The organism is Promicromonospora iranensis, from assembly GCF_028994805.1.
GTDB classification, from domain to species: Bacteria; Actinomycetota; Actinomycetes; order Actinomycetales; family Cellulomonadaceae; genus Promicromonospora; species Promicromonospora iranensis.
This window is the reverse complement of record NZ_JAJQQP010000010.1, coordinates 183,820-209,500: the sequence shown is the minus strand read 5'-3', so window position 1 is coordinate 209,500 and position 25,681 is coordinate 183,820. Positions and strand designations below refer to the sequence as shown.

At 72.9% G+C, this 25,681-nt stretch carries 22 protein-coding genes and 1 tRNA gene; 13 read left to right on the top strand and 10 right to left on the bottom strand.

Features of this window, described 5'->3' with window-relative positions; translation table 11 throughout:
* Window positions 1-50 precede the first annotated feature (50 nt).
* The 6 genes from LUM46_RS18170 to LUM46_RS18145 all read left to right on the top strand — a co-directional run bounded on the left by LUM46_RS18170 (window position 51) and on the right by LUM46_RS18145 (window position 7,925).
* Window positions 51-1,508 carry a M15 family metallopeptidase gene (locus LUM46_RS18170; RefSeq protein WP_274995739.1) on the top strand — a complete coding sequence of 486 codons (1,458 nt, stop codon included), beginning with the start codon at window positions 51-53 and terminating at the stop codon, window positions 1,506-1,508.
* 161 nt (window positions 1,509-1,669) lie between these two features.
* Window positions 1,670-2,584 carry a CPBP family intramembrane glutamic endopeptidase gene (locus LUM46_RS18165; protein ID WP_274995737.1) on the top strand — a complete coding sequence of 305 codons (915 nt, stop codon included), beginning with the start codon at window positions 1,670-1,672 and terminating at the stop codon, window positions 2,582-2,584.
* A 136-nt stretch (window positions 2,585-2,720) separates the two neighbouring features.
* Entirely contained in the window at window positions 2,721-4,385 is a 1,665-nt protein-coding gene (locus tag LUM46_RS18160) for an ABC transporter substrate-binding protein (protein ID WP_274995736.1), read from the top strand.
* On the top strand, window positions 4,382-5,365 hold the full coding sequence (locus LUM46_RS18155) for an ABC transporter permease (protein ID WP_274995735.1): 984 nt from the start codon (window positions 4,382-4,384) through the stop codon (window positions 5,363-5,365). The genes LUM46_RS18160 and LUM46_RS18155 overlap by 4 nt, the downstream gene beginning before the upstream one ends.
* Before the next feature lie 5 nt (window positions 5,366-5,370).
* Window positions 5,371-6,204 carry an ABC transporter permease gene (locus tag LUM46_RS18150; RefSeq protein ID WP_274995871.1) on the top strand — a complete coding sequence of 278 codons (834 nt, stop codon included), beginning with the start codon at window positions 5,371-5,373 and terminating at the stop codon, window positions 6,202-6,204.
* Window positions 6,201-7,925, top strand: a complete 1,725-nt coding sequence (locus LUM46_RS18145) for a dipeptide ABC transporter ATP-binding protein (protein ID WP_274995732.1) — start codon at window positions 6,201-6,203, stop codon at window positions 7,923-7,925. Before LUM46_RS18150 ends, LUM46_RS18145 begins: the two co-directional genes overlap by 4 nt.
* Window positions 7,926-7,983: 58 nt before the next feature.
* Here LUM46_RS18145 and LUM46_RS18140 read toward each other — a convergent pair whose 3' ends face one another.
* The 5 genes from LUM46_RS18140 to LUM46_RS18120 form a co-directional block, all read right to left on the bottom strand.
* Window positions 7,984-9,138: a sulfotransferase family protein gene (locus LUM46_RS18140; RefSeq protein ID WP_274995729.1), complete on the bottom strand. Its 1,155-nt coding sequence runs from the start codon at window positions 9,136-9,138 to the stop codon at window positions 7,984-7,986.
* Window positions 9,139-9,264: 126 nt separating this feature from the next.
* The gene (locus LUM46_RS18135) at window positions 9,265-10,578 is read right to left on the bottom strand and encodes a cytochrome P450 family protein (RefSeq protein ID WP_274995727.1); all 1,314 of its coding nucleotides are present in this window, start codon (window positions 10,576-10,578) and stop codon (window positions 9,265-9,267) included.
* A 125-nt stretch (window positions 10,579-10,703) separates the two neighbouring features.
* A complete protein-coding gene (locus LUM46_RS18130) occupies window positions 10,704-11,735 on the bottom strand; it encodes a ferric reductase-like transmembrane domain-containing protein (RefSeq protein WP_274995725.1) in 1,032 nt (343 codons plus the stop codon).
* A 142-nt stretch (window positions 11,736-11,877) separates the two neighbouring features.
* The gene (locus LUM46_RS18125) at window positions 11,878-13,464 is read right to left on the bottom strand and encodes an ATP-dependent DNA ligase (protein ID WP_274995723.1); all 1,587 of its coding nucleotides are present in this window, start codon (window positions 13,462-13,464) and stop codon (window positions 11,878-11,880) included.
* Window positions 13,465-13,521: 57 nt separating this feature from the next.
* Entirely contained in the window at window positions 13,522-14,631 is a 1,110-nt protein-coding gene (locus LUM46_RS18120) for a TetR/AcrR family transcriptional regulator (RefSeq protein ID WP_274995722.1), read from the bottom strand.
* A 94-nt stretch (window positions 14,632-14,725) separates the two neighbouring features.
* On the opposite strand from LUM46_RS18120, the gene LUM46_RS18115 reads away from it, so the two are divergent.
* Both LUM46_RS18115 and LUM46_RS18110 read left to right on the top strand, forming a co-directional pair.
* Window positions 14,726-15,688, top strand: coding sequence for an ATP-binding cassette domain-containing protein (locus tag LUM46_RS18115; RefSeq protein WP_274995720.1), 963 nt, complete (start codon window positions 14,726-14,728; stop codon window positions 15,686-15,688).
* Window positions 15,685-16,500, top strand: coding sequence for an ABC transporter permease (locus tag LUM46_RS18110; RefSeq protein WP_274995719.1), 816 nt, complete (start codon window positions 15,685-15,687; stop codon window positions 16,498-16,500). The genes LUM46_RS18115 and LUM46_RS18110 overlap by 4 nt, the downstream gene beginning before the upstream one ends.
* 12 nt (window positions 16,501-16,512) lie before the next feature.
* Here LUM46_RS18110 and LUM46_RS18105 read toward each other — a convergent pair whose 3' ends face one another.
* The 3 genes from LUM46_RS18105 to LUM46_RS18095 are packed head-to-tail and all read right to left on the bottom strand — an operon-like array spanning window position 16,513 to window position 19,369.
* Window positions 16,513-17,652 carry a winged helix DNA-binding domain-containing protein gene (locus LUM46_RS18105; protein ID WP_274995718.1) on the bottom strand — a complete coding sequence of 380 codons (1,140 nt, stop codon included), beginning with the start codon at window positions 17,650-17,652 and terminating at the stop codon, window positions 16,513-16,515.
* 29 nt (window positions 17,653-17,681) lie between these two features.
* Window positions 17,682-18,689: a hypothetical protein gene (locus LUM46_RS18100; RefSeq protein ID WP_274995717.1), complete on the bottom strand. Its 1,008-nt coding sequence runs from the start codon at window positions 18,687-18,689 to the stop codon at window positions 17,682-17,684.
* An 8-nt stretch (window positions 18,690-18,697) separates the two neighbouring features.
* A complete protein-coding gene (locus tag LUM46_RS18095; RefSeq protein WP_274995716.1) occupies window positions 18,698-19,369 on the bottom strand; it encodes a MerR family transcriptional regulator in 672 nt (223 codons plus the stop codon).
* Between the two features lie 59 nt (window positions 19,370-19,428).
* Between LUM46_RS18095 and LUM46_RS18090 the strand changes: the two genes are divergently transcribed.
* The gene (locus tag LUM46_RS18090; RefSeq protein WP_274995714.1) at window positions 19,429-19,893 is read left to right on the top strand and encodes a DUF2834 domain-containing protein; all 465 of its coding nucleotides are present in this window, start codon (window positions 19,429-19,431) and stop codon (window positions 19,891-19,893) included.
* Here the strand turns inward: LUM46_RS18090 and LUM46_RS18085 are convergent.
* Together LUM46_RS18085 and LUM46_RS18080 are read right to left on the bottom strand one after the other, a co-directional pair.
* Entirely contained in the window at window positions 19,780-20,664 is an 885-nt protein-coding gene (locus LUM46_RS18085) for an alpha/beta fold hydrolase (protein ID WP_274995713.1), read from the bottom strand. The genes LUM46_RS18090 and LUM46_RS18085 overlap by 114 nt on opposite strands.
* Complete coding sequence (locus LUM46_RS18080) at window positions 20,661-21,344, bottom strand: TetR/AcrR family transcriptional regulator (RefSeq protein WP_274995712.1); 684 nt, start codon at window positions 21,342-21,344, stop codon at window positions 20,661-20,663. The genes LUM46_RS18085 and LUM46_RS18080 overlap by 4 nt, the downstream gene beginning before the upstream one ends.
* A 227-nt stretch (window positions 21,345-21,571) precedes the next feature.
* On the opposite strand from LUM46_RS18080, the gene LUM46_RS18075 reads away from it, so the two are divergent.
* The 4 genes from LUM46_RS18075 to LUM46_RS18060 all read left to right on the top strand — a co-directional run bounded on the left by LUM46_RS18075 (window position 21,572) and on the right by LUM46_RS18060 (window position 25,643).
* A tRNA-Arg gene (locus LUM46_RS18075) sits at window positions 21,572-21,645 on the top strand.
* Window positions 21,646-21,778: 133 nt separating this feature from the next.
* Complete coding sequence (locus LUM46_RS18070) at window positions 21,779-23,458, top strand: GTPase (RefSeq protein ID WP_274995711.1); 1,680 nt, start codon at window positions 21,779-21,781, stop codon at window positions 23,456-23,458.
* Window positions 23,455-25,035 carry a GTPase gene (locus tag LUM46_RS18065; protein ID WP_274995708.1) on the top strand — a complete coding sequence of 527 codons (1,581 nt, stop codon included), beginning with the start codon at window positions 23,455-23,457 and terminating at the stop codon, window positions 25,033-25,035. Before LUM46_RS18070 ends, LUM46_RS18065 begins: the two co-directional genes overlap by 4 nt.
* A 53-nt stretch (window positions 25,036-25,088) precedes the next feature.
* Window positions 25,089-25,643 carry a single-stranded DNA-binding protein gene (locus LUM46_RS18060; protein WP_274995707.1) on the top strand — a complete coding sequence of 185 codons (555 nt, stop codon included), beginning with the start codon at window positions 25,089-25,091 and terminating at the stop codon, window positions 25,641-25,643.
* Window positions 25,644-25,681 lie beyond the last annotated feature (38 nt).

The following is a 25,681-nucleotide window of genomic DNA, read 5'->3' as shown; positions in this document are numbered from 1 at the left end:
TCACCCGCTCCGTCGTCTCCTTCTCGCGACAAGGGGCGTAGATTTCTTCGGTGCTGACCGAGACGCCGCTGTGGCCGGAGCTGCCGACGCCGCAGCAGTCTCCGTCGTCGCCGCGCGCCCGGCGTGCCGCGGAGCGGCGGACACGACGAGGCAGACGGCGGTGGTGGGTCGCCGCCGCGGTCGTCCTGGGGCTGGGTTCGGCCTCCGGCGGTGCCTATGCGCTCGGGCTGCTCGACCCGCTGACAGGGGCCGCGGCGACGTCGGCGGCGGCGATGGATGCGCAGGCGGCCGTCGCCGAGAGCGCGACCCTTCGCGCGCAGCTGGCCGGCGAGGTGGAGTCCGCACGGGCGGTCCGTGAAGGGCCGGACGGGCGGGCCGCGAAGAAGCCGGAACGCCTGGCGCTCGACGAGGCGGTCGACGACGCCCGGCGGCTGGTGACGTCGCTCGGCTCGGTGACCTGGTCACCGTCGGGCACGGACGTGGAGGCCAGGGCGCTCCTGGAGCGCGTGGCCACGCTGCGCGCTGACACCGGAGCGGCGGTCACCACTCTGCGCGAGGCGACCCGGACGGCGGTCGAGTCCGGGCGTGCGGTGCGGCTGGAACGCGCCCTGCCGCGCCTGGCGGGTGCTCAGGCGGACCTGCGAGAGGCAGCGGCTGCCGGAGAGCTGGTCTACGCGGACTCCGCGGAGACTGCGGCCGCGACGGACCGGGAGAGCCTGCGCGCGGTGCTGGACCAGGCCGGGGACCTGGACGCGCAGGCGGACGCCCTGCTGACGACTGCCGATACCGCTCAGGCCGCCGCACCGACCCGGTCCGGCCCCGTCGCCCGCGGGAACGAGGTGGCGGGCCTGCTCGGCAGGACCGGGAAGCTGGCCACGGCCATGTCCGCGGTGCAGGCCCGGGTCGAGGAGGCGGTCGCCGTGGTCCTCGCCACGGTGCCGGAGGAGGCGCTGGAGGTCGAGGCCGACGTCGCGGGACCGGCCGCGGGTGCCGCGGACAGGGACCCCGCCGACGGCACGGACGCGGCGGACGCCGGCGCCGACGGTGGCGCGGACACGGCACCTGCCGGTACGTGCCCGCAGCCGGACCAGGTGTGGACCGCGGAGAACGGCCATCTGGCGCCGTCCGAGCTGGCAGCGGTCCCGTTCTCGCCGAGCCACCAGGTGCGGGCGGACGTCGTCGGTGGCCTGGCCGAGCTGAACGAGGCGTACGTGGCCGAGTTCGGCGTGAGCATGACCATCAACTCCTCCTACCGCACGTACGCGCAGCAGGAGTCGCTGTACGACCCGTCGTCCAGGACCGCGGCCCCGCCGGGCTGCTCGAACCACGGCACGGGGCTGGCGATCGACATCGGCGGGGGAGTGCAGACGTTCGGGACGGCGCAGTACGAGTGGCTCAAGGCCAACGCCGAGGCCTACGGCTGGGTGCACCCGCCGTTCGCCGAGCCGTCCGGCCGCAACCCCGAGCCCTGGCACTGGCAGTCGGTCCACGCGCCGAACAGCTACTGAGGCGGGCTCGGCCAGGCGGTCATCGCTGTGGCGACGGCGTTCTCCAGGTCCCGCCGGTCTCGGGCGGCGTGGCACCTGCCTCCGGGCACCTTGACCTCGACGCTACGTCATGGTTTCGAATCACGAGGGACATGCTCCCGACTGAAACGAGTCCCCCCGCGATGCATACCGACCCCGCCCCTGTTGCCGACCGTGCGGCGGGCACCTGCCCCGCCCCCTACGTGCAGGGGCTGCGTACCCGGCCTGGCGCGCACCTCTCCTGGTGGCGTTCGGCTCTGGCGGTGCTGGCCGGTCTGACCGTTCTCGCCTTGTCGATCTTCGTGCTGGCCGGCCCCTCGGGTGGTCTGGTCGACCGGCTCCTCGGCCTCGAACCGTTCGACCCGGCGCGGCCCGAGGTCACCGTCGGGTTCTGGCTGGTCGGCAACCTCCTCCTGGGCGCCCTGGTGCCTGTGTCCGGGCTGGTGCAGCGGGTCTGCAACGGCGTGCGCCTGCGCTGGCTCTCCTCGGTCGAGGGGCGGTTCCGCTGGACGTGGTTCGGCCGTCTGGTGGTCCATGTCGCCCCCGTCTGGGCGGTCCTGCTGTGCCTCGTGTGGACGGCGTTGCCCTCCGGGCCGCTGGTGCTCTCCCCGGAGACGTTCGCGCTGGTGGCCGTCGCGGTGCTGACCGTCCCGCTGCAGTCAGCAGGGGAGGAGTATCTCTTTCGCGGTCTGGTCTCCCGTGCCGTCGGATCCCTGTTCGCCAGGACCGGGCTCGCCGTGGTTGCGTCCACCGTGTTCTCTGCCGCACTGTTCACGGTCGTCCACGGTTCGTTCGATCCGTTTGCACTGCTCTACTACTTCGCGGCCGCCGTGGGGTTCTCGGCCGCGACCCACGTGAGCGGCGGTCTGGAGGCGGCAGTGCTCGTGCACGGCCTGAGCAACACGCTGCTGCTGACGCTCACCATCCTGACGGGCGGCCTCGGCGGCCTCGCGGCGGTCACGGGACCGGTTCTGCTGGTGCCCACGTTCGCGATGCTCGTGCTGCCCGTGTACGTACGGTGGTTGGCGCGGCGGTACGACGTGGTCACCACCGGGTGAGGCGACGCCGACGGGCGCCCGGGTGTGGTGCGTCCCACTCCGCGTCGAACGCGGAATACCACCAGCGCTGCCCGGGGTTTGGGAGCATGAACGCCAGTGTTCGGAAAAACGCTCCAGACAGGATGTGCACCAAGCCATGCCCTCGCGTCGGTTCTCCCGCCCGCGTGCCGCCGTCGTCGTCACGGCAGCCGTAGCCCTTCTGCTCGCCGCCTGCTCACCCGGGGGAGGGACGCCGGGCGAACCGTCCGGTGAACCTGTCGAGGGCGGAACCCTGACCTATGCCTCGGGTGACGCGGAGCCGTCGTGCCTGGACCCGCACGTCGGCGGCAACTACCCGCAGGCCCTCATCGCCACCCAGTACCTCGAGTCGCTCGTCTCGCTCGACGAGAGCGGCGAGGTCATCCCGTGGCTCGCCACCGAGTGGCAGGAGGGCGACGACGGCCTGAGCTGGGAGTTCACGCTCCGTGAGGACGTGCAGTTCACCGACGGGACGCCGTTCGACGCCGAGGCGGTGGCCGCCAACATCGCGCACGTCCAGGACCCGGCGACGGCGTCGTCGACCGGCTACCTCGCCCTGGCGAAGATCGAGAACGTGGTGGCCGTCGAGGACCACCTGGTCCGGCTGGAGCTGAGCATGCCCGACAGCGCGCTGCTCGAGTCGCTGTCGCAGATCTGGGTGGCGATGGAGTCGCCGAAGGCCCTGGAGCGCAGCCAGGAGGAGAACTGCGCCGCACCGGTCGGCACCGGCCCGTTCGTCGTCGACGAGTGGGAGCGTCAGGACTCGGTGACTCTCGTCCGGAACGACGACTACACCTCTCCGCCCGCCGATGTGCCGGCCGACGCCGGCACCGGCCTCCCGTACCTCGACACCATCGTGTGGCGGTTCATCCCCGACTCCGCGAGCCGGTACGCCGCCCTGCAGTCCGGTGAGGCGCAGGTCATCGACAACGCGCAGCCCGACACCATCCGGTCGGCCGAGTCCGACGAGGCGATCCAGGAGCTGGACGCACCCCGTCCCGGCGCCGCCAACCGGATCGAGCTCAACTCCGGCAAGGCACCGTTCGACGACGAGCGCGTCCGCGAGGCGTTCGTCCGGTCCGTGAACGTCGACGAGGGCATCGAGAGCCTGTTCTTCGGGACCGCCGAGCGTTCCTACTCGCCGCTGTCCAGCGTCGAGCCGCTCGGCCTGAGCCTGCCCGAGCTCTTCACCGTCGACACCGACGCCGCGGCGGCCCTTCTCGACGAGGCGGGCTGGACCGAGCGGGACGCCGACGGCTACCGGGTCAAGGACGGCAAGCGCCTCACCCTCGACTTCCCGGTCAGCACCAACCAGTCGATCCCCGCCGAGCAGTCCCTGTTCGAGCAGATCCAGGCGGACGCCAAGGAGGCGGGCTTCGAGGTCAGGCTCCACCCGCTCGACCTGTCGAGCTGGTACGGAGCGCTCGCCGAGAACGACTACGACCTCGTCAGTGCCCCGTACACGAAGGTCGGCCCGGACGTGCTGCGGGTCCTGTACCACTCCGACAGCATCGAGCCCGCGCCCAGCGGCTACTTCGCGAACCTCGCCCAGGTGGACGACCCCGCGCTCGACGACCTGCTCACCCGGGCGTCGGCGACGAGCGACCCCGACGCCCGCCAGAGCCTGTACGAGCAGGCCCAGCGGATCATCCTCGAGGGGTACCACGTCCTGCCGCTGTACGACCAGCAGAACCACTTCCTCCACTCGTCGACCGTGCAGGGTCTGCGGGCGATGCCGACGGTGTCGACGCCGACGTTCGCCGAGGCCTGGCTGGCGTCTTGACGCTTCCGGTCCCCACCACCGGGGCGCGCAGGAGGCCGGCGCCGGGCAACCGGCGCTGGCTCCTCCTGCGCGCCGGTGGGGTCGTCTTCGTGCTCTGGGCCGCCGCGACCATCACGTTCTTCGCGCTCCGGCTGGTCCCCGGCGACCCGGCCGAGGCGATCCTCGGCGGGCCCGGCTCGCAGGCCGGTCCCGAGGCGCTCGACCAGGTGCGCCGCGAGTACGGCCTCGACCAGCCGCTCGTGGTGCAGTACCTGACCTACCTCGGGCGGCTCGCGACCGGGGATCTCGGCCAGTCGTACTCCCTGCACAAGCCGGTGGCGACGGCGATCGGGGAGCAGTTCGGCGCCACCCTCGCCCTCGCCCTCTGCTCGCTCGCGCTGGCCTGGGCGCTCGCGTGCGCGCTGGCCGCCTGGAGCGTGCGGGGCGGCCGGATCGCCTGGGCCATCGGCTCCGGCCTCGAGCTGGTCGCCGCGGCGGTGCCGCACTTCTGGCTCGCGACGGTCCTGATCCTGTTCTTCAGCATCACCCTCGGGATCCTCCCGCCGGTCAGTGTGCCGGGGCCGCTCGGCATCGTGCTGCCCGCGCTCACCCTGGCGATCCCGCTGGCGGGATTCCTCGGGCAGGTCATGCGCGAGTCCCTCCTGACCGCCATGGAGTCGCCCTTCGTCACCACGGCCCGGGCGCGGGGCGAGAGCGAGGCGCGGATCTTCTGGCGGCACACGCTGCGGCACGCCGCGATCCCCGCCGTCGGGCTCTCCGGCTGGGCCTTCGGGTCGCTGATCAGCGGTGCGGTCGTCGTCGAGTCGGTGTTCGCGCGCCAGGGCCTCGGCCGCAGCCTCCTGTCGGCGGTCCAGCTGCGCGACGTCACGCTCGTGACCGGCATCGTGCTCGTCGTGGCGCTCGCGTACACGGTCATGACGCTGGTGACCGACCTCGCCGACCGGGCCATCGACCCGCGCGTACGGGCGGTGCCCCAGTGAGCCGCCTGCGCGGCGCCGTCGTCCGGGCCACAGCCTTCCGCCCCACGGCCGCGGAGGCGATCGCGGGCGTCGTCCTGGCGCTCCTGCTCGTCGCGGCGCTCTGGCCGAACCTGCTCGCCCCGGGGGACCCGCTCGCCGTCTCGCGCGCCGAGGCGTTCCGGCCGCCGTCGCCCGCGCACCTGTTCGGGACCGACGAGTCCGGCCGGGACATCTACACCCGGGTGGTCCACGGGGCGGCGGAGTCGCTGCGGATCGGCGTGCTCGCGACGGCGATCGGCATCGGCCTCGCGACCGTGCTCGGCTTCGTCGCGGGGCTCGGGCCGCGCTGGCTCGACTTCGGCACGACGCGGCTCGTCGAGGTGCTCTTCGCGTTCCCGGGCCTGCTGCTCGCGCTGCTGTTCATCGTCGTGACCGGACCGGGCGTGCTGAGCTCGACCATCGCCGTCGGCCTGGCCACCGCGCCGGGGTACGCGCGCATCATCCGGTCCCAGGTCCGCCGGACGGCGGCCGCCGAGTTCGTCGAGGCGGCCCGGGTGCTGGGGCGCGGACGGTTCTGGATCATCACCCGCCACGTCCTGCCCAACGTGACCGCCGCGCTGTTCGTGCTCGCGACCCTGGGGCTCGGGCAGGCGGTCATCTGGGTGTCGTCCCTCAGCTACCTCGGCCTCGGCGCCGTGCCACCCGCCGCGGAGTGGGGGGCGATGCTCGCCGCCGGCCGCACCTACATCGCGAACTTCTGGTGGATGACCTTCTTCCCCGGCCTCGCGATCGTCGCCAGTGCCGCGGCCGCCACCGTCGTCGGGCGCGGCATCCAGAAGCGGAACAGGAGCGCCGCATGAGCGGGCCGACCGAGCCGGTGCTGAGCGTCCAGGACCTGGTCGTCGTGTTCCCGGACCGGCGGGGCGAGCGCCGCGTCGTCGACGGCGTCAGCTTCCAGGTGGCGGCCGGCGAGTGCGTGGCGATCGTCGGTGAGTCGGGCTCGGGCAAGAGCGTCACCGCGCGCAGCATCGTCGGTCTCGCGGGGGAGGGGGCGCGGGTCACCGCCGCGGAGCTGACCGTCGCCGGGCAGGACGTGCTCTCGCTGTCCGGACGGCGTCTGCGTCGTCTGCGCGGCGGCACGGTCGGCCTGATCGCGCAGGACGCGCTCGTCTCGCTCGACCCTCTGCGGCCGGTCGGCCGCGAGATCGGCGACACGCTCGCCCTGCACACCGGCCTCGACGCAGCCGGCCGCCGCACGCGCACCATCGAGCTCCTGGGACGGGTGGGCCTGCCCGACGCCGAGCTGCGGGCCGGCCAGCGTCCCGGCCAGCTCTCCGGCGGGCAGCGGCAGCGCGCCCTCATCGCCGCCGGCATCGCGGGTGAACCGCGGCTGGTCGTCGCCGACGAGCCCACCACCGCGCTGGACCAGCCCGTCCAGGCCGGTGTGCTCCGGCTGCTGGGTCAGCTGCGCGACGACGGCACCGGGGTGCTGCTCATCAGCCACGACCTGTCGGTGGTCCTGGGCATCGCCGACCGGGTGCTCGTCATGACCGACGGGGTGGTCGTCGAGGAGGGCACCCCGGCGGAGGTGTTCGAGCGGCCCCGACACCCGTACACGCGCAAGCTGGTGGCCGCCGTCCCGGCGGGCCGCCCCCGCGGCACACCCCTCTCGGACGCGGACGGTGCGCCGACCGCCGCCGTCGAACGTAGGAGTTGTAGCGGCATGACCGCCGACAAGGCGACGGAGCCTACGTTCGACGTCCTCGGCGCGGATGGAGCGACCGAGCCTGCGTTCGGCGATGTGCTGATCGAGGCTGCGGGGCTCAGCCGCAGCTTTCACGTCGGTGGGCGGGAGATCGTCGCCGCCGACGACGTGTCCCTCTCGCTCCGCGCCGGCCGGACGCTCGGGCTGGTCGGCGAGTCCGGGTCGGGCAAGTCCACCACCGCCCGCCTCCTCCTCGGGCTGGAGCGGCCCGACGCCGGCACGGTCACGGTGCTCGGCGAACCCTGGATCCCGCTGCCCGAGGCCCGACGGCGCCCGCGCCGGCCCCTCGTCGGCGCCGTGTTCCAGGACGCCCTCAGCTCCTTCGACCCCCGCTGGACCGTCGGCGCCGTCCTCGCGGACGCCCTCACCCGGGGCCGGACGACCCGTCCCGGATCCGTCCGCGGGGAGATCGCGGAGCTGCTGGACACCGTGGGCCTCGACCCGGCAACAGCCACCCGTCGCCCCCTGCACCTGTCCGGCGGCCAGCGCCAGCGCGTCTCCGTCGCCCGGGCGCTCGCAGCCGACCCCCGCGTGCTGATCCTCGACGAGCCGGTCTCCGCGCTCGACGTCTCGGTCCAGGCACAGGTGCTCGACCTGCTCGACCGGCTCCAGCGCGAGCGGAACCTCGCCTACCTCCTGATCACCCACGACCTCGGCGTGGCGCTGCACATGAGCGACGACATCGCCGTCCTGCAGGAGGGCCGCATCGTCGCGTCGGGCCCGGCGGCGACGGTCTTCGACGAGCCGGCACACCCCTACGTGCGGCAGCTGCGGGACGCCGCACCGATCGCCGTCCGGAGAGCCCCCGGGAGCTGACCGCGCATCCTGGTGGAGGTGGCGCCGTCGCGGGCCCGCAGGCCCGCGACGGCAGCCGTCACATCTCGGCCTGCGGCTTCGCGTCCAGCACGTCGATGGTGTTCAGCAGGCGCAGGTACCCCGCGAACGCTTCCTCGACCTGATCCGGCTGCAGCCCGTAGCGCCGCATGTCGTACTGGTGCGGACGGGTTCCCGCCGGCCGGGCGAGCACCTGGTCGAGCTGGGCCCGGTCGCTCGCGGACCAGGTGGCCCCGATCGCCGAGTACAGCCGCGGCACCTCGGTGTGCGGGTCGGCGCTCAGCGCGTGGTACGGCACGTCCACGATGGACGACGGCGGCAGGCTGAGCCGGGACTCCAGGGCGGTGTTCACCCACGTGACCATGGTCTCCAGCACGAGCTGCCCGACCTCCAGGGGGTCCGGGTCCTTCTGGTACATCGACCACATGGTCTCCACGAGGCTGCAGGTCGAGCCGAGGACGGTGGCCGGGTCACGGTGCGTCCACACGAAGGTGGCGTCAGGGAACACCTCCTGGATCGCCGCCATGTCGTTCAGGTGTCCGGGGTACTTGACGATCCAGCGCTTGCGCTCGCGTCCGTGCTGGAGCACCTGCAGACCGCGCTTCAGGTACGCGTAGTCGCCGGCCAGGTCCTCCGCGCTGCGGCGCGCGTACCAGCCACGGTAGGCGGGCAGGCTGCCGTGCAGCAACGACCAGAAGGTGCCGTGCGGAAGGAGCATCATCGACTCCTCCGGGTGCTGGGCACGGCTCGGGTGCATGTCCTTGAGCCCCGGCGCGAACAGGCCGGTGACGAACTGGCTGCCCTGGTCGAGCTTCTTGATCTCGCGTGCCGCGACGGCCGCGTCCTCGAGCCCCGTGTGGGACATCTCCCACATGAGCGGGCCCCGGTGGGCAGGCGATGCGGCCAGCACCCGATGGGTGAGCGTGGTCGCGGTGCGGGGTAGCCCGAGCACGAACACGGGGTCCGCGATGGGCTCGTCAGCGATCTCGGGGTGCTCGACCAGCAGCCTGTTGATGCGCAGCCGGTTGGCGTACCGGTCCTTGATCGAGCTGAGGACGAACGTCCAGCCCAGGGGCGTCAGGCGCGGTTCAGCGGCGATGCTCGAGAGCACGGCGCCGAGGCCGTCGGCGAACTTCCGGTCCTGCGTGCCCGCGTCCCTCTCGACCTGGGCGGAGGCCTTCGCCCACGCGTTCATCGGATCCTCGCGCCCCCGGCCCACAGGGGCGAGAACGGTATTGAGAACCTTGGAGGCTCGGGTCGTACGGCTCACGGTGTCCCTCTCGTGCGATCGGCATGGCGTGTCGTGCGGCTTCGTCAAGGTTCACCGGACGAACGGCTCGGGCCTCGGTGATGATTGCTCGGGGGTGAAGACGACTGGGAGCGCTTCCAACAGTCGAAAACGGAAGTCCGGCGCCCACTGGGCCTCGTCCGGCCGCAGCGAGAGCGCGGGCGAGAGGCGGCGGTGCAAGGTCTCGGCGGCCGTCCGGACGATCAGCCGGGCGAGGTGCGGCGCGGGACACGCGTGGGTGCCGACGCCGAACGCGAGGTGGGCGCTGCCGCCGGACCCGTCCCACGGACCCGCGCCGCGGATGCTCGGGTCCGAGCCGACTGCCCCGACGGCAAGCAGCATCGCGTCCCCCGCCTGCACGAGCTTGCCGTCGAGCAGGAAGTCCTCGACGGCGATCCGGGGCGCCAGGGAGCTGACCGGCGATGCCGTCCACAGCACCTCGTCGAGGGCTTCGTCGGTCCCGAGCCGTCCGCCCGCGAGCCGCCCGGCGAACTGTGCGTCGGTGAGCGAGAGGTAGAGCGTCTGTGCGAGCCAGGCCTGGATGCCGAGGGCCGCGGTGGCGGTCAGCGACAGGACGCCGTGCGCCGCCTCCGCGGTGCTCGCGTAGGCGGTGTGCCGTGCGAGGCGCCCGGCGGGGGAGAGCCCGCCGTCGGGCCGGCGGGCCGCCGTCTGTGCGGAGAGCAGGAAGCTCACCTCGTGCACCGCCGGTGCGGCATCACGCTCCGCCGCTCGGCGCGCGGCGGCCTCGAACACCTGCTGCGCGGTCGCGGGGTCGAAGCCGAGGAGCGCGCCGAGCGTCAGCTGGGGCAGCGGCGCCACGTACTCGCGCACGAGGTCGGCCACGCCGGTCGCGGCGAACCCGTCGATGAGCTCTTCGCACCGGGCCCGCGTGGTCTTGGCGACCTCGGCGTCGTCGATCACACCCAGCACCTCGTCGAGCGGGGTGCGGAGCCGGTCGTGCACGCTCCCGTCGGTCTGCTCCACCATCGGCCGGTCGGTGGCCGCCAGCGGCCGGAGCATCGGCGCGTCGGCGGACGGCCTCGGACGCTCGTGGCCGCTCCAGGTCTGCGTCGTCGTCGTGAGGGGGAACTGGCCCCTGGCCATCGCGACGATGGTCCGGTACTCCGTCACGAGCCAGGCGCGGGCGCCGGGCGCCAGCTCGACAGGGGCGACATCCCCCCACTCCTCGCGCAGGCGTGCGTGGACGACGCCCGGGTCGGGCGTGCCGGTCAGCTCGGTGACGGCTGTGACGGTGGCAGGGTCGTAGAGCTTCACGGGCCGGCCGGCGGAGTCACCGCTGACGGCGCCGTCCGTGCCGGCGACGCCGTCGATCATGGTCGAGCGCATCGAGTCCCCGTCTGGGTCGGGTACAGGTGGTGGTTCCTGGCCAAACCCTGCCGGATATGTACCTATATGTCGAGGCCGCCCCGGCATCCGGGTGGAACGGGCGGCGGGGACGCCGGGTCGGGGGCTCAGCCGGCGTCGGCCGACGCGCGCGGTGCGGTGCGCTGCCGTGCGGCAGCGCGGTGCGCCCGCACCACCGTGATGCCGACCACCGTGACGAACACCACCAGGCCGGTCCACACCATGACGGGAGTGACGTTGAGCTCGGCGCCGTCGACGCCGGGAGTCCGGCCGCCGTCGCGCCCTGTCCCCGCGACGGCCAGCACGACGACGACCGAGAGCGCCACCGCGCTGCGGGCCACCCAGCGGCCCACCGTGTCCAGGGGCCGATGGACGGGCCGGTGTGCCGGGGCGAGGAGCCGGACCAGCAGCAGTGCCGCGACGGGCAGCTGCAGCAACCACACGGTGGTGCGGAACCAGCCGTCGTACCAGACGTTGGTGCCGTACAGCAGCGTGTGCCAGACGCTCAGGACGTAGACGACGATGATCGAGGCGTGCAGCACCCGCCAGGTCTTGGCACCGATCCGTCGCCGCACGTAGTAGGCCAGTCCCAGCGGGATCGCCAGGTAGAGGGCCAGCAGCCCGATGAGGATCGCGATGACCCCCGTACCGCTGGGGTAGGCGCCGGGCACGAAGACCCGCACGAAGGCGTACCAGAGGTTGCCGGCCGGGTCGAGGCCCTCGGCGTTGCCGCGCACCTCCTCGGCGAAGAACCAGAAGGCGTGCCCGAACATCAGCACCACGGTCGTCAGGCTGGTGGTGCGATGGAGCTTCTCGACGGTCGACGGCGACAGGCGGAGCCAGGGCTGCGGACGGCTGGACCGGAGCAGACCGAGCAGGACGGTGATCCAGGCCCAGAGCAGGCCGGACCAGCCGAACGCCTGGCACATCCAGTACATCCAGTAGGTCCCGGCACCTCCCGCGAGGTACGGCATGACGCCGAGCGTCGCCGACGTCCCGGCGTGCACGCGCCACGTGAGCCAGGCGAAGACCGCGAGCGTGACCACCAGCGCGATCGACGCGTCGAGCCAGGCCGCCCGGAGATCCCGTCGGAACGCTGCGCCGTCGAACCAGCCGCGGACCTGTCGGACGTCACTCATGTGGTTCCCCTCGCTCGTCGTCGGGCGCATCGGAACAGGGCGGTCCACACGCGCTGACGTGCCCCGGAGCAGGACACAACCTACGGAGAAGCGGGACGTGTGCCAACCCTCGGACCCCGTGCCGAGGGACGCTCCGACCCGGTCAGAACCCCGCCAGGGTCCGCACCGCTTCGATCGTGTCCGCCTCCGCCGCGCTCTTGTCGTCGCGATACCGGAGCACGCGCGCGAACCGCAGCGCCAGGCCGCCCGGGTAGCGCGTCGAGCGCTGCAGCCCGTCGAAGGCGATCTCCACCACCTGCTCCGGGCGCACGGTCACCACCCACCCGTCGTCGCCGGTCCTGAGCTCGGTGAACCGCTCGGTCTGCCACTTCAGCATCTCGTCGGTCATGCCCTTGAAGGTCTTTCCCAGCATCACGAAACCGCCCTCGGGATCGCGCGCACCGAGGTGGATGTTCGACAACCAGCCCTGGCGCCGGCCCGAGCCGCGCTCGACGGCGAGCACCACGAGGTCGAGCGTCTGGCGCGGCTTGACCTTGACCCAGCCCGCGCCCCGGCGTCCGGCCGCGTAGGGCGTGTCGAGGGACTTCACCACGACACCCTCCTGGCCCTCACGCAGCGCGCCCGCGAAGAACTCGGCGGCGGCGTCGGCGTCCGAGGTCAGCAGACGGCGCACCGTGTGCGGCGCGGCCACCTCGTCGAGCACCGCGAGGCGCTCGCGGAGCGGCGCGTCCACCAGGTCGCGCCCGTCGGCGTGCAGCACGTCGAAGAAGAACGGGGACAGCTGGAGCTGCGCGGCGAGCTCCGCCTCCGGCGTCGACTCCCGGGTGGCGGAGCGGGCGGCGGTCTCCTGGAACGGCCGCGGCACGCCGTCCGGCCCGACCGCGAGTGCCTCGCCGTCGAGCACCAGACGATCGGCCGGGAGCGCCCGCACCACGTCGACGATCTCCGGGACACGCTCGGTGATGTCGTCCAGCGAGCGTGTGACGACGCGGACGTCGTCGCCGAGGCGGTGCACCTGGATGCGGATGCCGTCGAGCTTGACGTCCACGCACAGCTCGGTCTTCCCGTCGGGGCCGAGCTTCTCGAAGGCGGCGGCGAGGTCCGGCGCCGACTGGGCGAGCATGGGCCGCACGGGGCGGCCCACCTCGAGCGTGAACTCCGCCAGCGTGGCGGCCGGGTCCTCCGCGAGGAGCGCGGCGCTCGCCACCGGGCCGGTCGCGCCGCGCATCATGACGGCGCGGCGGACGGCGTCCGGGGGAGTGCCGGCGGCCTCGGCGACGGCGTCGACCACCACGGAGTCGAGCGCGCCCTGCCGCAGCTCGCCCGCGACGAGGCCGCGGAGGAAGGCTTGCTCACGGTCCGTGGCGGCGCCGAACAGCGTGGCGGCAGCGGACGATCGGGCCTGGGCGGAACCGGGGCCTTCGAGGGCCGCCATCTCGGCGAAGGCCGTGTCGACGTCGCGCACCGTGAGCGTGGCGTCGGTCGCCGGCGGCGGGAGGTCGCGCAGCGCCGCCCAGCCGAGACCGGTACGGCGCTGGCGCAGGGTGCCGGCGATGTAGGAGACCACGATCTCGATGTCCGCGGCGGCGTCGCGGGCGGCTCGGTCGCCTGCCGCCTGGTCACCCGCGGCCGCACGGCGCAGCAGGTCGGCGATGGCCGCGCGCTTGGCAAGGCGTGAGCGCGTGGCGGCGACGGCGTCGGAGGTGGCGGCGACCTCGGCGAGCAGCATGCTCCATCTTGACGCGTCCGGGATCGGAGTGCGGGTCGGAGCAGCAGGCCGCCACCGTCAACGGGGGCGCCGTGAGGTGGCCGAGGGTGGCGGGTGGTGCGCGGTCGTGGCGGCGTACGCCGCGCCCAGCCCCTGGGCCCGGGCCGTGATCAGGCCGTCCCGGACGAGCACGGCCGCCTGGGTGTCGTCGCCGACCCCGGACAGGCCGATGGCCGACGCCGCCACGGCCGCGTCGTCGATGACGAGCCGCACGTGCTGCCACGGCTCCGGGCCGAAGACCCGGCGCAGGCTCCCGACGGCGTCGGCCACCCGGAGCCGCACGAGGTTCGACGTCTCGGCAGGATCGCTCGCGACGACGACGACCGTCGCCTGCTCGCCGGGCCGCACCGTACGGACCGCTTCCTCGACGGCGCCCAGGCGGTGAGCGCCGAGCACCGTGATCAGCCCGTCAGCGCCGAGATCGACGGCGCCGCCCGCTATCTCGTCGGCCAGCCCGGCGGGCGGCGTCCACGCGTCGTGCACCGGCTCCGCGGGTTCGACGTGGGGGAGGTACGACGGCGCCCAGGTGTCGTCGAGATCGAGCCCGGCCAGGTGCTCGCACGCGCGTGCCCGGTCGAACGGGTCGCCGAACCCCGGTGCCATCTCGGCCAGCGCCGCTGAGCCGCTCAGCATCGTCAGCACCAGCTCGGCCAGCCGTACCCGGCGGGCCGGCTCGCTGCGCTCCGGTGCACAGGACTCGAGCCCGACGGCGAGCAGCAGCGCCTCCACCCGGGCGAGCTGCGCCAGCACGGTCCGGCCCCGCTCGTCGTCGACGACGCCGGCGAGCGAGCGCAGCTGCAGGCGGCCCCCCGACGCCGTGTCGTCGGCCAGGGGCAGGCGCTCCAGCCAGACCCGGGCGAACCCGCCCAGCGCGTCGGCCAGCGAGCCGGGTGGCCGCGAGGGATCCGCCGCCTCGGGGTCCTGGACGAGCGCGACCAGGACCGCCAGGTACAGCGCGCGCTTGCCCGGGAAGTTCGAGTACACCGCGCCGCGGGTGAGCTCTGCCCGCTCGGCGATCCGGTCGATCTTCGCGAGGGCGTAGCCGTGCTCGACGAACTCCTCCCGGGCTGCGCCGAGCACCGCCCTGCGGGTGCGCTCCTGCTGCTCGGCGCGAGTCAGTCGGACCACCACGGCTCCCTTCCTCGAACCATGTGCTTAAGATACTCTGAAAATCCAGATGATCACAGCATCTGAAATTCCTGCGAAGCGAAGGGCGACACCGGTGAGCGAGCAAGGGTTCGAAGCGGCAGGGCTGACCAAGAGATTCGGCAAGGTGACCGCGCTCGACGGCGTCAGCCTGGCTGCCCCGCGCGGCCAGGTGCTGGGCCTGCTGGGGCCCAACGGTGCGGGCAAGACGACGATGATCCGGATCCTGGCGACGCTGCTGCGCCCGGACGGCGGACGCGCTTCGGTGGCCGGGCTGGACGTCGTGCGGCACGCGGGGGAGGTCCGGCGGCGGATCGCGCTGTCGGGTCAGCACACCAGCGTCGACGAGGAGCTGACCGGCGCGGCGAACCTCGTCATGATCGGGCGGCTGCTGGACCTGCCTCGCGCGCAGGCGGTCCGGCGGGCGACGGAGCTGCTGGCTCGCTTCGGCCTCGACGAGGCGGCGAAGCGGCCCGTCGCGGGTTACTCCGGCGGCATGCGCCGCCGCCTCGACCTCGCGGCGAGCCTTGTCGGGCACCCCGAGGTGGTCTTCCTGGACGAGCCCTCGGTCGGGCTGGACCCCGGCAAGCGGGACGAGCTGTGGCAGATGATCCGAGGGCTGAGTGCCGACGGCGTCACCGTCCTCCTCACCACCCAGTACCTCGAGGAGGCGGATGCCCTCGCGGACGCCGTCGCGGTCATCGACCACGGGCGGGTCATCGCCTCCGGCACCCCGGCGGAGCTCAAGAGCCAGGTCGGCGGGCACACCATCGCGCTTCGACCCGACGACCCGGTCGACACGGACGCGGCCGCCCTGATCCTGGCCGACGTCGCGGGTCGTGCGCCGGAGCGCTCCAGCCGGCACGAGCTCGTCGTACCCGTGTCGGGGGACGAGGCGTTCTTCGAGATCGCCGCCCGGCTGCGCGAGCACCACATCGGGGTCTCCGAGCTGTCGCTGCGACTGCCCAGCCTCGACGAGGTGTTCCTCTCCCTCACCGGCACGCCCACCGACCACGAACCGACGAAGGCCGCATCATGACCACCACCACGCCCGCCCTGTCCACCGCCGTCGCCCCGCCGCCCGCTCGACCGATGGCGTGGCTGCGCCACAGCCTCGTGCTCGCCGGCCGCAGCCTCGCCAAGACGACCCGCAACCCCGGTCCCGTCATCAACGGGGTCGTCACCCCGGCACTGTTCATGGTGCTCTTCGTCTACCTCTTCGGCGGTTCGGTCGCCGGTTCCACGGCCACCTACCTCCAGTACCTCTTTCCCGGCATCCTCGTCATGGGCGCGGGGCTCGCCGGGATGGTCTCGACCGGCAGCGCCATCAACCTCGACCTCAAGAACGGTGTGACCGACCGGTTCCGGAGCCTGCCGATCAGCCGCCTGGCGCCCCTGCTCGGCTCCGTGCTGGCCGACATCGTCCGGTACCTGCTTGCCGTCGCCGTCCTCTTCGCCCTCGGCGCGCTGCTCGGCTTCCGCGTGCACGGCGGGCTCGCGGGCGCGCTCGCCGCGGCCGGTCTGGCCATCCTGTTCGGCTTCTGCCTGAGCTGGGTCACCGTGTTCGTCGGTGTGCTGGTCAGGAGCGCCGAGACCGTCCTGGCGATCAGCTTCATCAGCTTCCTGCCGGTGCAGCTCGGCACCAGCCTCGCCGCTCCCGTCGAGACCCTGCCCGGCTGGCTGCGGTCCTGGGCGGAGATCAACCCCGTCACCCACGTCATGGACGCCTGCCGGGCGCTGCTCAACGGTGCTCCGGTCGGCGACACCGTCACCACGACACTCGTCTGGTGCGCGGCGCTCTTCCTTGTGTTCTGCCCGCTGGCCGTGCGTGCCTACAGCCGCCAGCAGTGACGGGCGCGACCGTCAGCCCAGGTGCCAGGCGGCCACCGCGGCGTCGACCGCCGCGCGGGCGGGTGCCGGGATCCCCGGCACGAGCTCGAACGGCGCCTCGTCCCGCTTCGGTGCGCGGCGCCAGGTCCCGACCAGGCGTCCGTCCAGGAGGACCGCCGGGCGGAAGATCCCGTTGGTGAACGGCACGACGGTCCGCATCGCCTCGGCGTCCGCGACCAGCTCACGGTCCTGGTAGCCCAGCAGGATCTCGTCGAACCCCGGCACGAGCACGACGCCGGACGGCCCGGCGAGATCGGTGCCGGGGCCGGGCGGTGCGCCGGCACCAGGGCCGCCCGGCTCCCGGCCGACGAGCATCACCCTGCCGTCGACCAGCACCTCGGCGGCTGCGTCCGGTCGCTCCGCGCGCAGGGCGGTGACAGCGGCGCGCACCGGCACCTTCGGCAGGCCGAGCCACCAGGCGAGATCGTCCGGCGTGACCGGACCACGGCTGGCGATGTACGACCGCGCGATGCGGCGGAGCGCGGTGCCGGGCTCCTCGGCCGGGCCGCCGCCGTGCCCGGCTCCGGGCGTCGCGACCATGAGCTGCTGCGCCCCGGCGAACGGCCCCCAGTGCAGCACTCCGCGTACCCCCAGCATGGCGATCAGGTGGTAGCCGCGCTGTCCCTCGACGGGCACGCCGGCCTGCTGCCACCGCTCGGTCATCGCGGTGCGCGTGAGGCCGCCGGCGGACGACCCGAGAGCCTCCCGGGCGATCGCCTCGGCGCGCGCCGCGACGTCGTCGTCCAGGCCCTCCGTCTCGCGGACCCGACGGCCCGTGTGCAGCATGCGCGCGCCCGTGAGTGAGAGGAGTGCGGCGAGGTCGCCGGGCGTCGTCGCGAACAAGGTGCCGCGCTGGGTCCACCCGCGTACGAGCTCGCCGGCGTCGAACGCGGCACGCACGTCGTCCAGCGTGGTGCCCGGGCGGGACCGGACGGCGATCGCCCGCAGCACCGCCGGCAGGTCCTGCCCCTGGAGCGCGACCATCCGTCGGACGACGTCGACGGGGGATGCGTCGGGGCGGCCCCCGTCGCCGTCGGGCACGGTGAGGCCCTGACAGCGCAGGCGAAGCCGGCGCGCGGCGACGGGGGAGAGCTCGGCTGGTCCGGTGGACATGCGGGAAGGCTACGTGGCACGTCTGACACTCACCGGGTGGTGGCCGCCCGTTCGGCAGTGGCGCCCCCCTTCCTCGTCCGGGGGCGGCGGGCGACCGCGAGCACTGCTCCCGCCGATACGGCCGTCCCCACCGCCGTCGCGACGCCCGCGAAGAGGACCGGGGCGGACGGCCGCACGATCGGCTCGCCGATCAGCGCCTGCCAGGTGACGATCGCGAGCATCACGGCGAAGGCGAGCACACCGATGAGCACGAGCCGGAACCGCACCTGCTGGAGGCGGAGCACCGCGACCCGGCGGGAGAGCAGCTCGAGTCCCAGAAGGCCGAGCGGGATCACCTGCAGTGCATGCATCCCGATGAAGTGTGGGATGCGGAGGTCGCCGCCCTCGGTGCTCCAGCCCAGGAACGGCAGGCCGGGTCCGCCGTCCGCGACACCGACCGCGTGCGCGCCTGCGACACCCCGGAAGTCTTCGAGCTGCTCCGCTGTGGGGCTGGTCATGAGGAAGGCGAGTCCCAGACCGACCATGGCGAGGGTGATTCCGCCGCGGACGGCCAGGTTGCGTGCCGCGTCCGGGCCCGGACTGAGGGCGACGGTGACGCCCACGACGGCGCTCGCGAGCCAGACGACGACGATCGAGCCGGCCATGACGGCCCACAGCGCGCCGTGGAGCGGGGTGGTGACGTTGAAGTGGCTCGTCGCGCCGGCCGCGGCGACGCCGGCGATGATGACGATCTCGACGAGCAGGCCCACCGCGGCAAGGGTGCCGAGCAGGTCGGCCGCCCGCCGGAACCGGCGCACCTGGCCGATCAGCCAGGCCAAGGTCACGGCGTAGATGCCGGTCGAGAGGACGAACTTCAGCGGCTTGAACCAAGCGTTCTGGCCGAGGATCTCTCGGGGATCGGCGATCGCGAGCACGCCGGTCGCGACCGTGAGCACGGCCATCACGACGGCGAGGCCGATGAGCGGGCGGTGCCATCGGTCGGGGCGGGGGAGCGGGGCCCGGACGGTGGGCGTGGAGGAGGGCGTTGAGATAGCCATGGGTGAGGTCATGTGAGTTCCCTTGTCTCGTTCGCCTGGCCTGGTTCGTGCGCCTGGCCGGGGACGACGCCCCCGCGGTACCGGCGATGGGTGTGCGACTCCTGCGCGATGCGGCGGAGTCCAGCGAGCAGGACGTCTCCGAGGACGATGCCGACCACGACGGTCTCGGTCATCTGGTCGCGGTCGCCGCTCGCCGCGACCGCGTCGAGGTCCGCCTCGGCGATGATGTCGATCGCCTCTGCGTAACGGGGGAGCACCGCGCTGAGGTCGGTGCGGGTCGTGGCGAGGTCATCGAGCACGCTTGCGGCGAGCGGGATACCGGGGTTGTCGGCGACCGTCGCCCACCCGCGCTCGCGCATGACGGCGCGCACCTGCTCGATCGCGGTCGACGAGGGTGGCGTGACGTCCCGCGGGACCGACCGCTGGGCGATGCCGAAGGCATGGTCGAGGTCGATGTCGGGGGAGTCGATCGCCGCGATGACCTCGCCTGCGGCAGCGACCGTGAGTCCGCCCGTGTCGATGAGCGCCCGGATGAGACGGAGTCGTGCGACATGGGACTCGTCGTACGCGGTCGAGTTGTAGCCGGTCCGCTCCCCGGCCGGTAGCAGCCCTTCCCGCGTGTAGTACTTGATCGATGCAGGGCTGACGCCGGTGCGCTCGCTGAGTTCCGAGATCCGCATGCTGATAGTGTAACTATCGATAGTGTCGATATCAATACCGATCTCCACCAGGAGCTGCCATGTCGAAAGCCGCACGAGTTCCCGCTCGGGGCCGTCTCACCCTCGCCGTCACGTGGTTCACGCTCGCGCTGGCCGGCCTGGTCGGAACCTGGAGCTTCAACGTCGCGTTCATGGCCGACCCGCAAGGGCTCGGCTACCTCGAGGGCTGGTTCGCCAACCCGGCGAGCTCCTCGGCGGCGGTCGACATCATCGTCGTCGCCCTTGCGGCGTCGTTGTTCATGCTGGTCGAGGGCGCCCGGCTCGGCTGGGCTCGCTGGGTCTGGATCCTCGTGCCGCTCAGCTTCATGGTCGCCATCGCCTTCACGCTCCCCCTCTTCCTCGGGATCCGGGAGCTGGCGTTGCGCCGCCGGCTACGCCCGAGGGTCGAGCGTCTCGGCAAGGAAGGCTCGGGCCAGCCGGGTGAACTCGTCGGGCTGGTCGTAGGTGACGATGTGCCCGGCGTCCGCGACGGTGACCAGGCGTGAGCCGGGCGCCGCGGCGGCCGCGGCGGACAGCTCCGCGTGTCCCACGAGCGAGTCCTGGTCGCCCCGGACCCACAGCGTCGGGACGGCGAGCCTCGGCAGGTCGAGCAGGAGGTTCAGCCGCATCGAGAACGGCCCGTAGGCCTGGGTCTGCCAGTCGTCGAGCCCTGGTTCACCGTGCGCGTCCTTCGCCCGGGCTTCCTCGGTGGCCAGGCGGACGATGTCCTCGAAGTCCTGGGTGTCCGCGCCGGCGGTGAGGCTGCTGAGCATGGACTTCCGGACGAGCTCCGGACGGCGGGCGAGGTACCGGCTGGTCAGCCGCATGGTTCCGGGCGCGCGCAGGAACAGCCAGGTGAGCAGCTGCGCCCGGCGCCGGGCCCCGATCCCGCCCGGCCCGACGGCGATCAGGGAGCTGACCCGTTCCGGATGGTCCAGCGCGTAGCCGGTCGCGATGCCGCCACCCATCGAGAGCCCGATCATGGCCACCTGCGGCAGGTCGAGGGTGTCCAGCAGCTCGTCGAGGAACCGGCGGTAGAAGGCGTCGTCGAGCACGCCCTGCCAGGGTCGGCTGCCGCCGTGCCTCGGCAGGTCGACGAGGTGCACCTGATGGTCGGCCGCCAGCGCGGGCGCGACTCGCCGCCACACGCCCTGGGCGGTGTCCAGCATGGCGCCGTGGAGCAGGAGGACCGGCGGCCCCGTGTCACCGACCTGGTGGTGCCGCACCGGCCCGCCGGAGACGGTCAGGTCGGTGTGGGTCTCGAAGAGGCTGGTCACGTGGGCTCCTTGAGCAGGTCGAGCTGGGCGTCGAGGCGTTCGAGCAGGGCCAGCTGTGCCGCACGGGCCGCCTCGGGATCGGTCGGCAGGTCCGTGGCGAGCCCGCGGCCGACGAGACCGGCGAACAGCTCGACCGTCTCGGCCAGGTCCTGGGCGGACGTGGCGCCGAGCGCGCCGGGCGCATGGGCCAGGCCCAGCGTGAACACGCTGAGGACCCGGACGATCGTGTCCGCGGGCGTCGCGGGGTCGAGCACGCCGGCCCGTTGCAGGCCGGTGACGTAGTCGGTCAGCCAGCCGAGGCGCTGCAGGTAGCGGTCGTCGGTCACGTCGCGGACGTGCGTGCCGAGCACTGCCTGGTCGCCCAGGTAGAGCGCGCGCATCAGCGGGTCGCCCAGCAGGGCCTCGACGGCGAACCGGTACACGGCGGGCAGGTCGACGAGGCCGGGTGCGGCGAGCACCCGGCCGTGGACCTCAGCGGACAGCTGTCGCATGCTGCGGTTCAGGACCGCCGCGAGGATGGCCGGCTTGTCCGGGAACTCCAGGTAGACGGCGCCCTTTCCGATCCCGGCACCGGCCGCGATGTCGGCCACCGTGACCTCCGCCCAGCCCTTGGTCAGGATCAGGTCCCGCGCGGCCGTGAGGATGCGGCCTCGGCGGTCGGCGACGAGCGGGCGTGGCACGTGGGGCGCTCCTCGTAGTGACTCAAGTATTAATTCTGGTCACTACGAAGAATACACGGGCCCAGAGGGGGATATCGCCGGAAAGTGATGGCGCCGGGTCTAGCGGACCGCTCTCGAGCCGTTGCGACACACTCCGTACCTGCCACTTGGCTCGTCGACGTGGCTTGTCGGACGCTTCACTTGGCATGGTCAAGGCCAGCCCGACCTAGGCTAAACTCGCTTCGCTTGCCTCCGTAGCTCAGTTGGATAGAGCGGGTCACTTCTAATGACTAGGTCGCGGGTTCGAATCCTGCCGGGGGCACCGATCTGTTGTCATGGAGCGCGATGGTTCATCCTTTCCGTCCCGCTCTGTCGCTACAACAATCTCTGTGTTCCTGCCTACCAACAGTGCGGCACGGGTTGGCAGAACGATCTTGACCTATCAGGATGAAGCCGTGACTCCAGGAACACGCTCCGCAGTGCTCGGCCGTCGGGGTGGTGTGGACCCGAACGTTGCGGAGCAGCTCGGCTTCACGGTGCACGACGTCGTCCGAGATCTGCGCCGCGACGTCGCGTCCGCGACCCTCCCTCTTCCCATCGACAGTGCCGAAGAAGCCGAAGCCTCCCGGATGAGACTCCTGGCGCAGCTCGACGAGCACCTGCTGCCGCGCCTCGCCGAGCTGTCCAGCCCCGCCGTCGTCGTGCTGGCGGGCTCCACGGGAGCCGGAAAGTCCACCCTGTTCAACAGCCTGCTGCGCGAGGAGGTGTCCGAGGCAGGGGTGCTGCGACCCACGACCCGCGAGCCCGTCGTGGGCGTCCACCCGCGCGACGTCGACACCCTCACCCCCGGCCCCGTCACCGAGCTCGCCCGGCTGGTCAAGCACGAGGGCGTGCCGCGCGGGACCGCGCTGATGGACGCGCCCGACCTCGACTCGTTCCTGTCGGAGAACCGCTCGACCGCCCACCAGCTGCTCGAGGCCGCCGACCTCTGGCTGTTCGTCACGACCGCCGCCCGGTACGGCGACGCCCTGCCCTGGCAGGCCCTGGACCGCGCGAAGGAGCGCGGGGCGAGCGTCGCGATGGTGCTCAACCGGGTCCCGAAGGAGAACCTGACGACCATCCGCGCGGACCTCAACTCGCGGATGAAGGAACGGGGCATGAAGGACGTCCCGCTGTTCATCGTGCCCGATGTCGGGCCGCACGAAGGGCTGCTCGACCCGAAGCTGGTGGAGCCGATCCAGCGCTGGCTCGGGCTGATGGCCGGACCCGAGCGCTCACGGACGATCATCCTGCGCACGCTCAAGGGCGCGCTCGGCGCCCTCCCCGAATGGGTGATGGGGCTCGTCGCCGCGGTCGAGGACCAGGGCACCGCCGCGTTCGACCTGCGCAACGCCGTCGACTCCGTGGTCCCGGACGAGCAGCTGGCGGCACGGACCGCCGTCCTGTCCGGCGCGGCGGGCGAAGGCAGCGTCGCCGCCCGGTTCGCCGAGCTCGAGAGCACCCATCGGATCTCCCGCGTCACGGTCCGCGACGGCGTCGCCCGGACCACCAAGCGTGCTGGCAAGGCCCGCGAGGCGGCGCTCGCCAGCCTGCGCGAGGAGGTCGAGGCCACCGCGGCCCGCGCCTTCGTGGCCGCCGGCGTCCGCACCGAGGAGAGCTTGCGCGGCCTCCTCACCGGCCCCAGCGCACCTCCCGCCGGGGAGACGATCCTCCCGAACGGCCCTGAGCGCGCCACGGACCGCCTCGCCTGGGGTCAGGAGACCGCGGCCGGGTGGGCCGCGCGGGCCGACGACATCGTCCGGCGCATGGACGCCACGGCCGCGGAGAGCTCCGAGCACGCCGCCGCGGGCCGCGCCGCCGGTGCCCGGAAGACATTCGGCGACACCGGCCTCGCGACCCTCCTGCTGGCCACCGCGCTCGGGAACGAGGACTCCGCACGGCTCGTCGACCGGGTTCTCGGCGAGACGGTCAGCGAGACCATCGAGGAACTACAGGGCGAACTTGCCGACAAGGTGGCGCTTGCGGTTGCGGAAGAGGCCCGTTCTGTCCAGAGTGCCCTTGACGTCCCCGCCTTAGCCGACGACGCGGCCGCTCCGCTCCGCGTGCGGCTGGCCGAGCTCAGGAGGCTGACATGACGAGCCACGACGCGACACTGAGCGCGCGCACCGAGGACCTCGGACGAGCACTCCAGATCGCGGGATCGCGCCTCGACGACGCCGTCTTCGGCAAGGTCGCCAGCTCCGTCGCGGGCGTGCGGGAGAGACTCGCGCTCGGTGTCGACCACACGGTGGTGGCGCTCGCGGGCGGTACCGGGTCCGGCAAGTCGAGCACCTTCAACAAGATCTCCCGCCTCACGTTCGCCGACGTCGGCGTGAAGCGCCCCACCACCGCCAAGGTCACCGCCTGCTCGTGGAGCGACGACGCCTCGGCGCTGCTGGACTGGCTCGGTGTCGAGCGCGAGCGCCGCATCACGCGAGCGGGGGAGCTCGACGCCGCGGACGAGGCGGGCCTCGCCGGGCTGGTGCTGCTGGACCTGCCCGACCACGACTCGGTGGCCCCGGGGCACCGGGACGTGGTGGACAAGGTGCTGCCGCTGGTCGACCTGCTCGTGTGGGTGGTGGACCCGCAGAAGTACGCCGACGACGCCCTGCACACGGGCTACCTGCGCGACTCGTCGGGGATGCAGGCGTCGACCGTGGTGGTGCTGAACCAGATCGACACGGTCCCGGTGGGGCAGCGCGACAACCTGGTCAACGACGTGAAGCGGCTCCTGCGCGACGACGGCCTGGAGAACGTCCCGGTGGTGGCGGCGTCGACGAAGACGGACATCGGCATCGCCGACCTGCGTGGGCTGCTGGAGCAGACGGTCGCGCGCCGGTCGGTCTCGGCGGGCCGGGCCGCCGGCGAGCTCGACGCGGCTGCCACCCTGCTGCTGAGCCAGACGCCGGCCGAGGTGCCGTGGCACATCGACACGGTGCTCGTGCGCGAGGTGGACGCCCTGTCGCGGGCGACGGGGCTGGAGTCCGTCGCGGCCCAGGTCGGTGCCGCGGTGCGCAACGGGTACGGCTCGCCCGAGTTCCGCACGCCCGACCCGGACTCGATCGCCCTGTCCCGGTCGCGGTGGCTCAGCGGGACGGGGGAGTCGCTCCGGCCCGGCTGGCAGCGGTCGCTCGCGGCGAGCGTGGCGAGCGCCCAGGAGGTGGCGACGGCGTTGGCGACAGCGCTGCAGGGCGTCACCCTGGACACCCGCGGCCCGACGACACAGCGCCTCACGCGCCGGCTCGCGCTCGGGGCGGTGCTGGTCGCCGTGGTGCTCGGGATCGCCACGGTGCTGGCCGCCATGGGTGTCCTGCCGGCGGACGAGTCCTGGACGACGGCGCTCGGTGTGCTCGCCGTCGTGGCTGCGGCGGCCGCGCTCGTGGTGTTCCTCGTGGCCGTGCAGCTGCGGCGCACGTTGGCCGCCCGGCGTGCGCAGGGCATCATCGCGTCGGGCAGGGCGGCGATCGAACGAGTGCTGCAGCAGACCCTCGGTGAACCCACCCAGAAGCTGCTGGACGAGCACCGTGCCGTGCGTGAGCTCGCACAGAGTGCGCGGGACGACGGCCCCTCCGCACCGCTGCGCCTGGAAGAGAACACGACCACAAGCGGCTCGATGCGGGCTTCGTCCCCAGGCGCCGTCCGCCTCACGGATCTGGGCACCGTTCGCGCCTGATGCTGGGTGCGGGTCGGCCGCTGGGGCCGGCCCGTCGACCCAGGAGGGCTGAGATGAACGATGTCACGGTGACCGTGTCGGGCAACGCCGGCAGCACGCCGGCGCTGCACCTGAACGCGGCAAAGAACCTGGAATGGACCACGTTCCGCGTGGCCAGCACCCGGCGCTACGTGAACGAGAACGGGGACTGGACCGACGGTGCGACGCTCTGGTTCACCGTCAAGGCTTGGCGGACGGCCGCGCTGAACGTCGTCGAGTCGGTGCACAAGGGTGTTCCGGTGGTCGTCACGGGCCGGCTCGAGATGGACGAGTGGACAGGTGCCGACGGTCAGCAGCGCGCGGGCCTGGTGATCGTCGCGACGGCGATCGGCGTCGACGCGACGCGCGGCAAGGTCGGCTTCACCCGGGTGGTGCACCACGACACGGTGCCGGACGGGGCTCCGGTCACCCCGGTGGACGGCGGCGGGCTGACCGCGACGCGGCCGGGCGACGTCGACCCGTTCGGCCTCGACGTCCTGGCGCCCACGGACGGCGACGAGCTCCTCGGTGACGAGGGCAACGAGGGTGACGGCTCCGGCGTCGGGCAGCGCGAGCTGGTGAACGCGTAGGCTGGGCCAGTCGTGCTCCGCGGTCCGCGGGTGCCGGG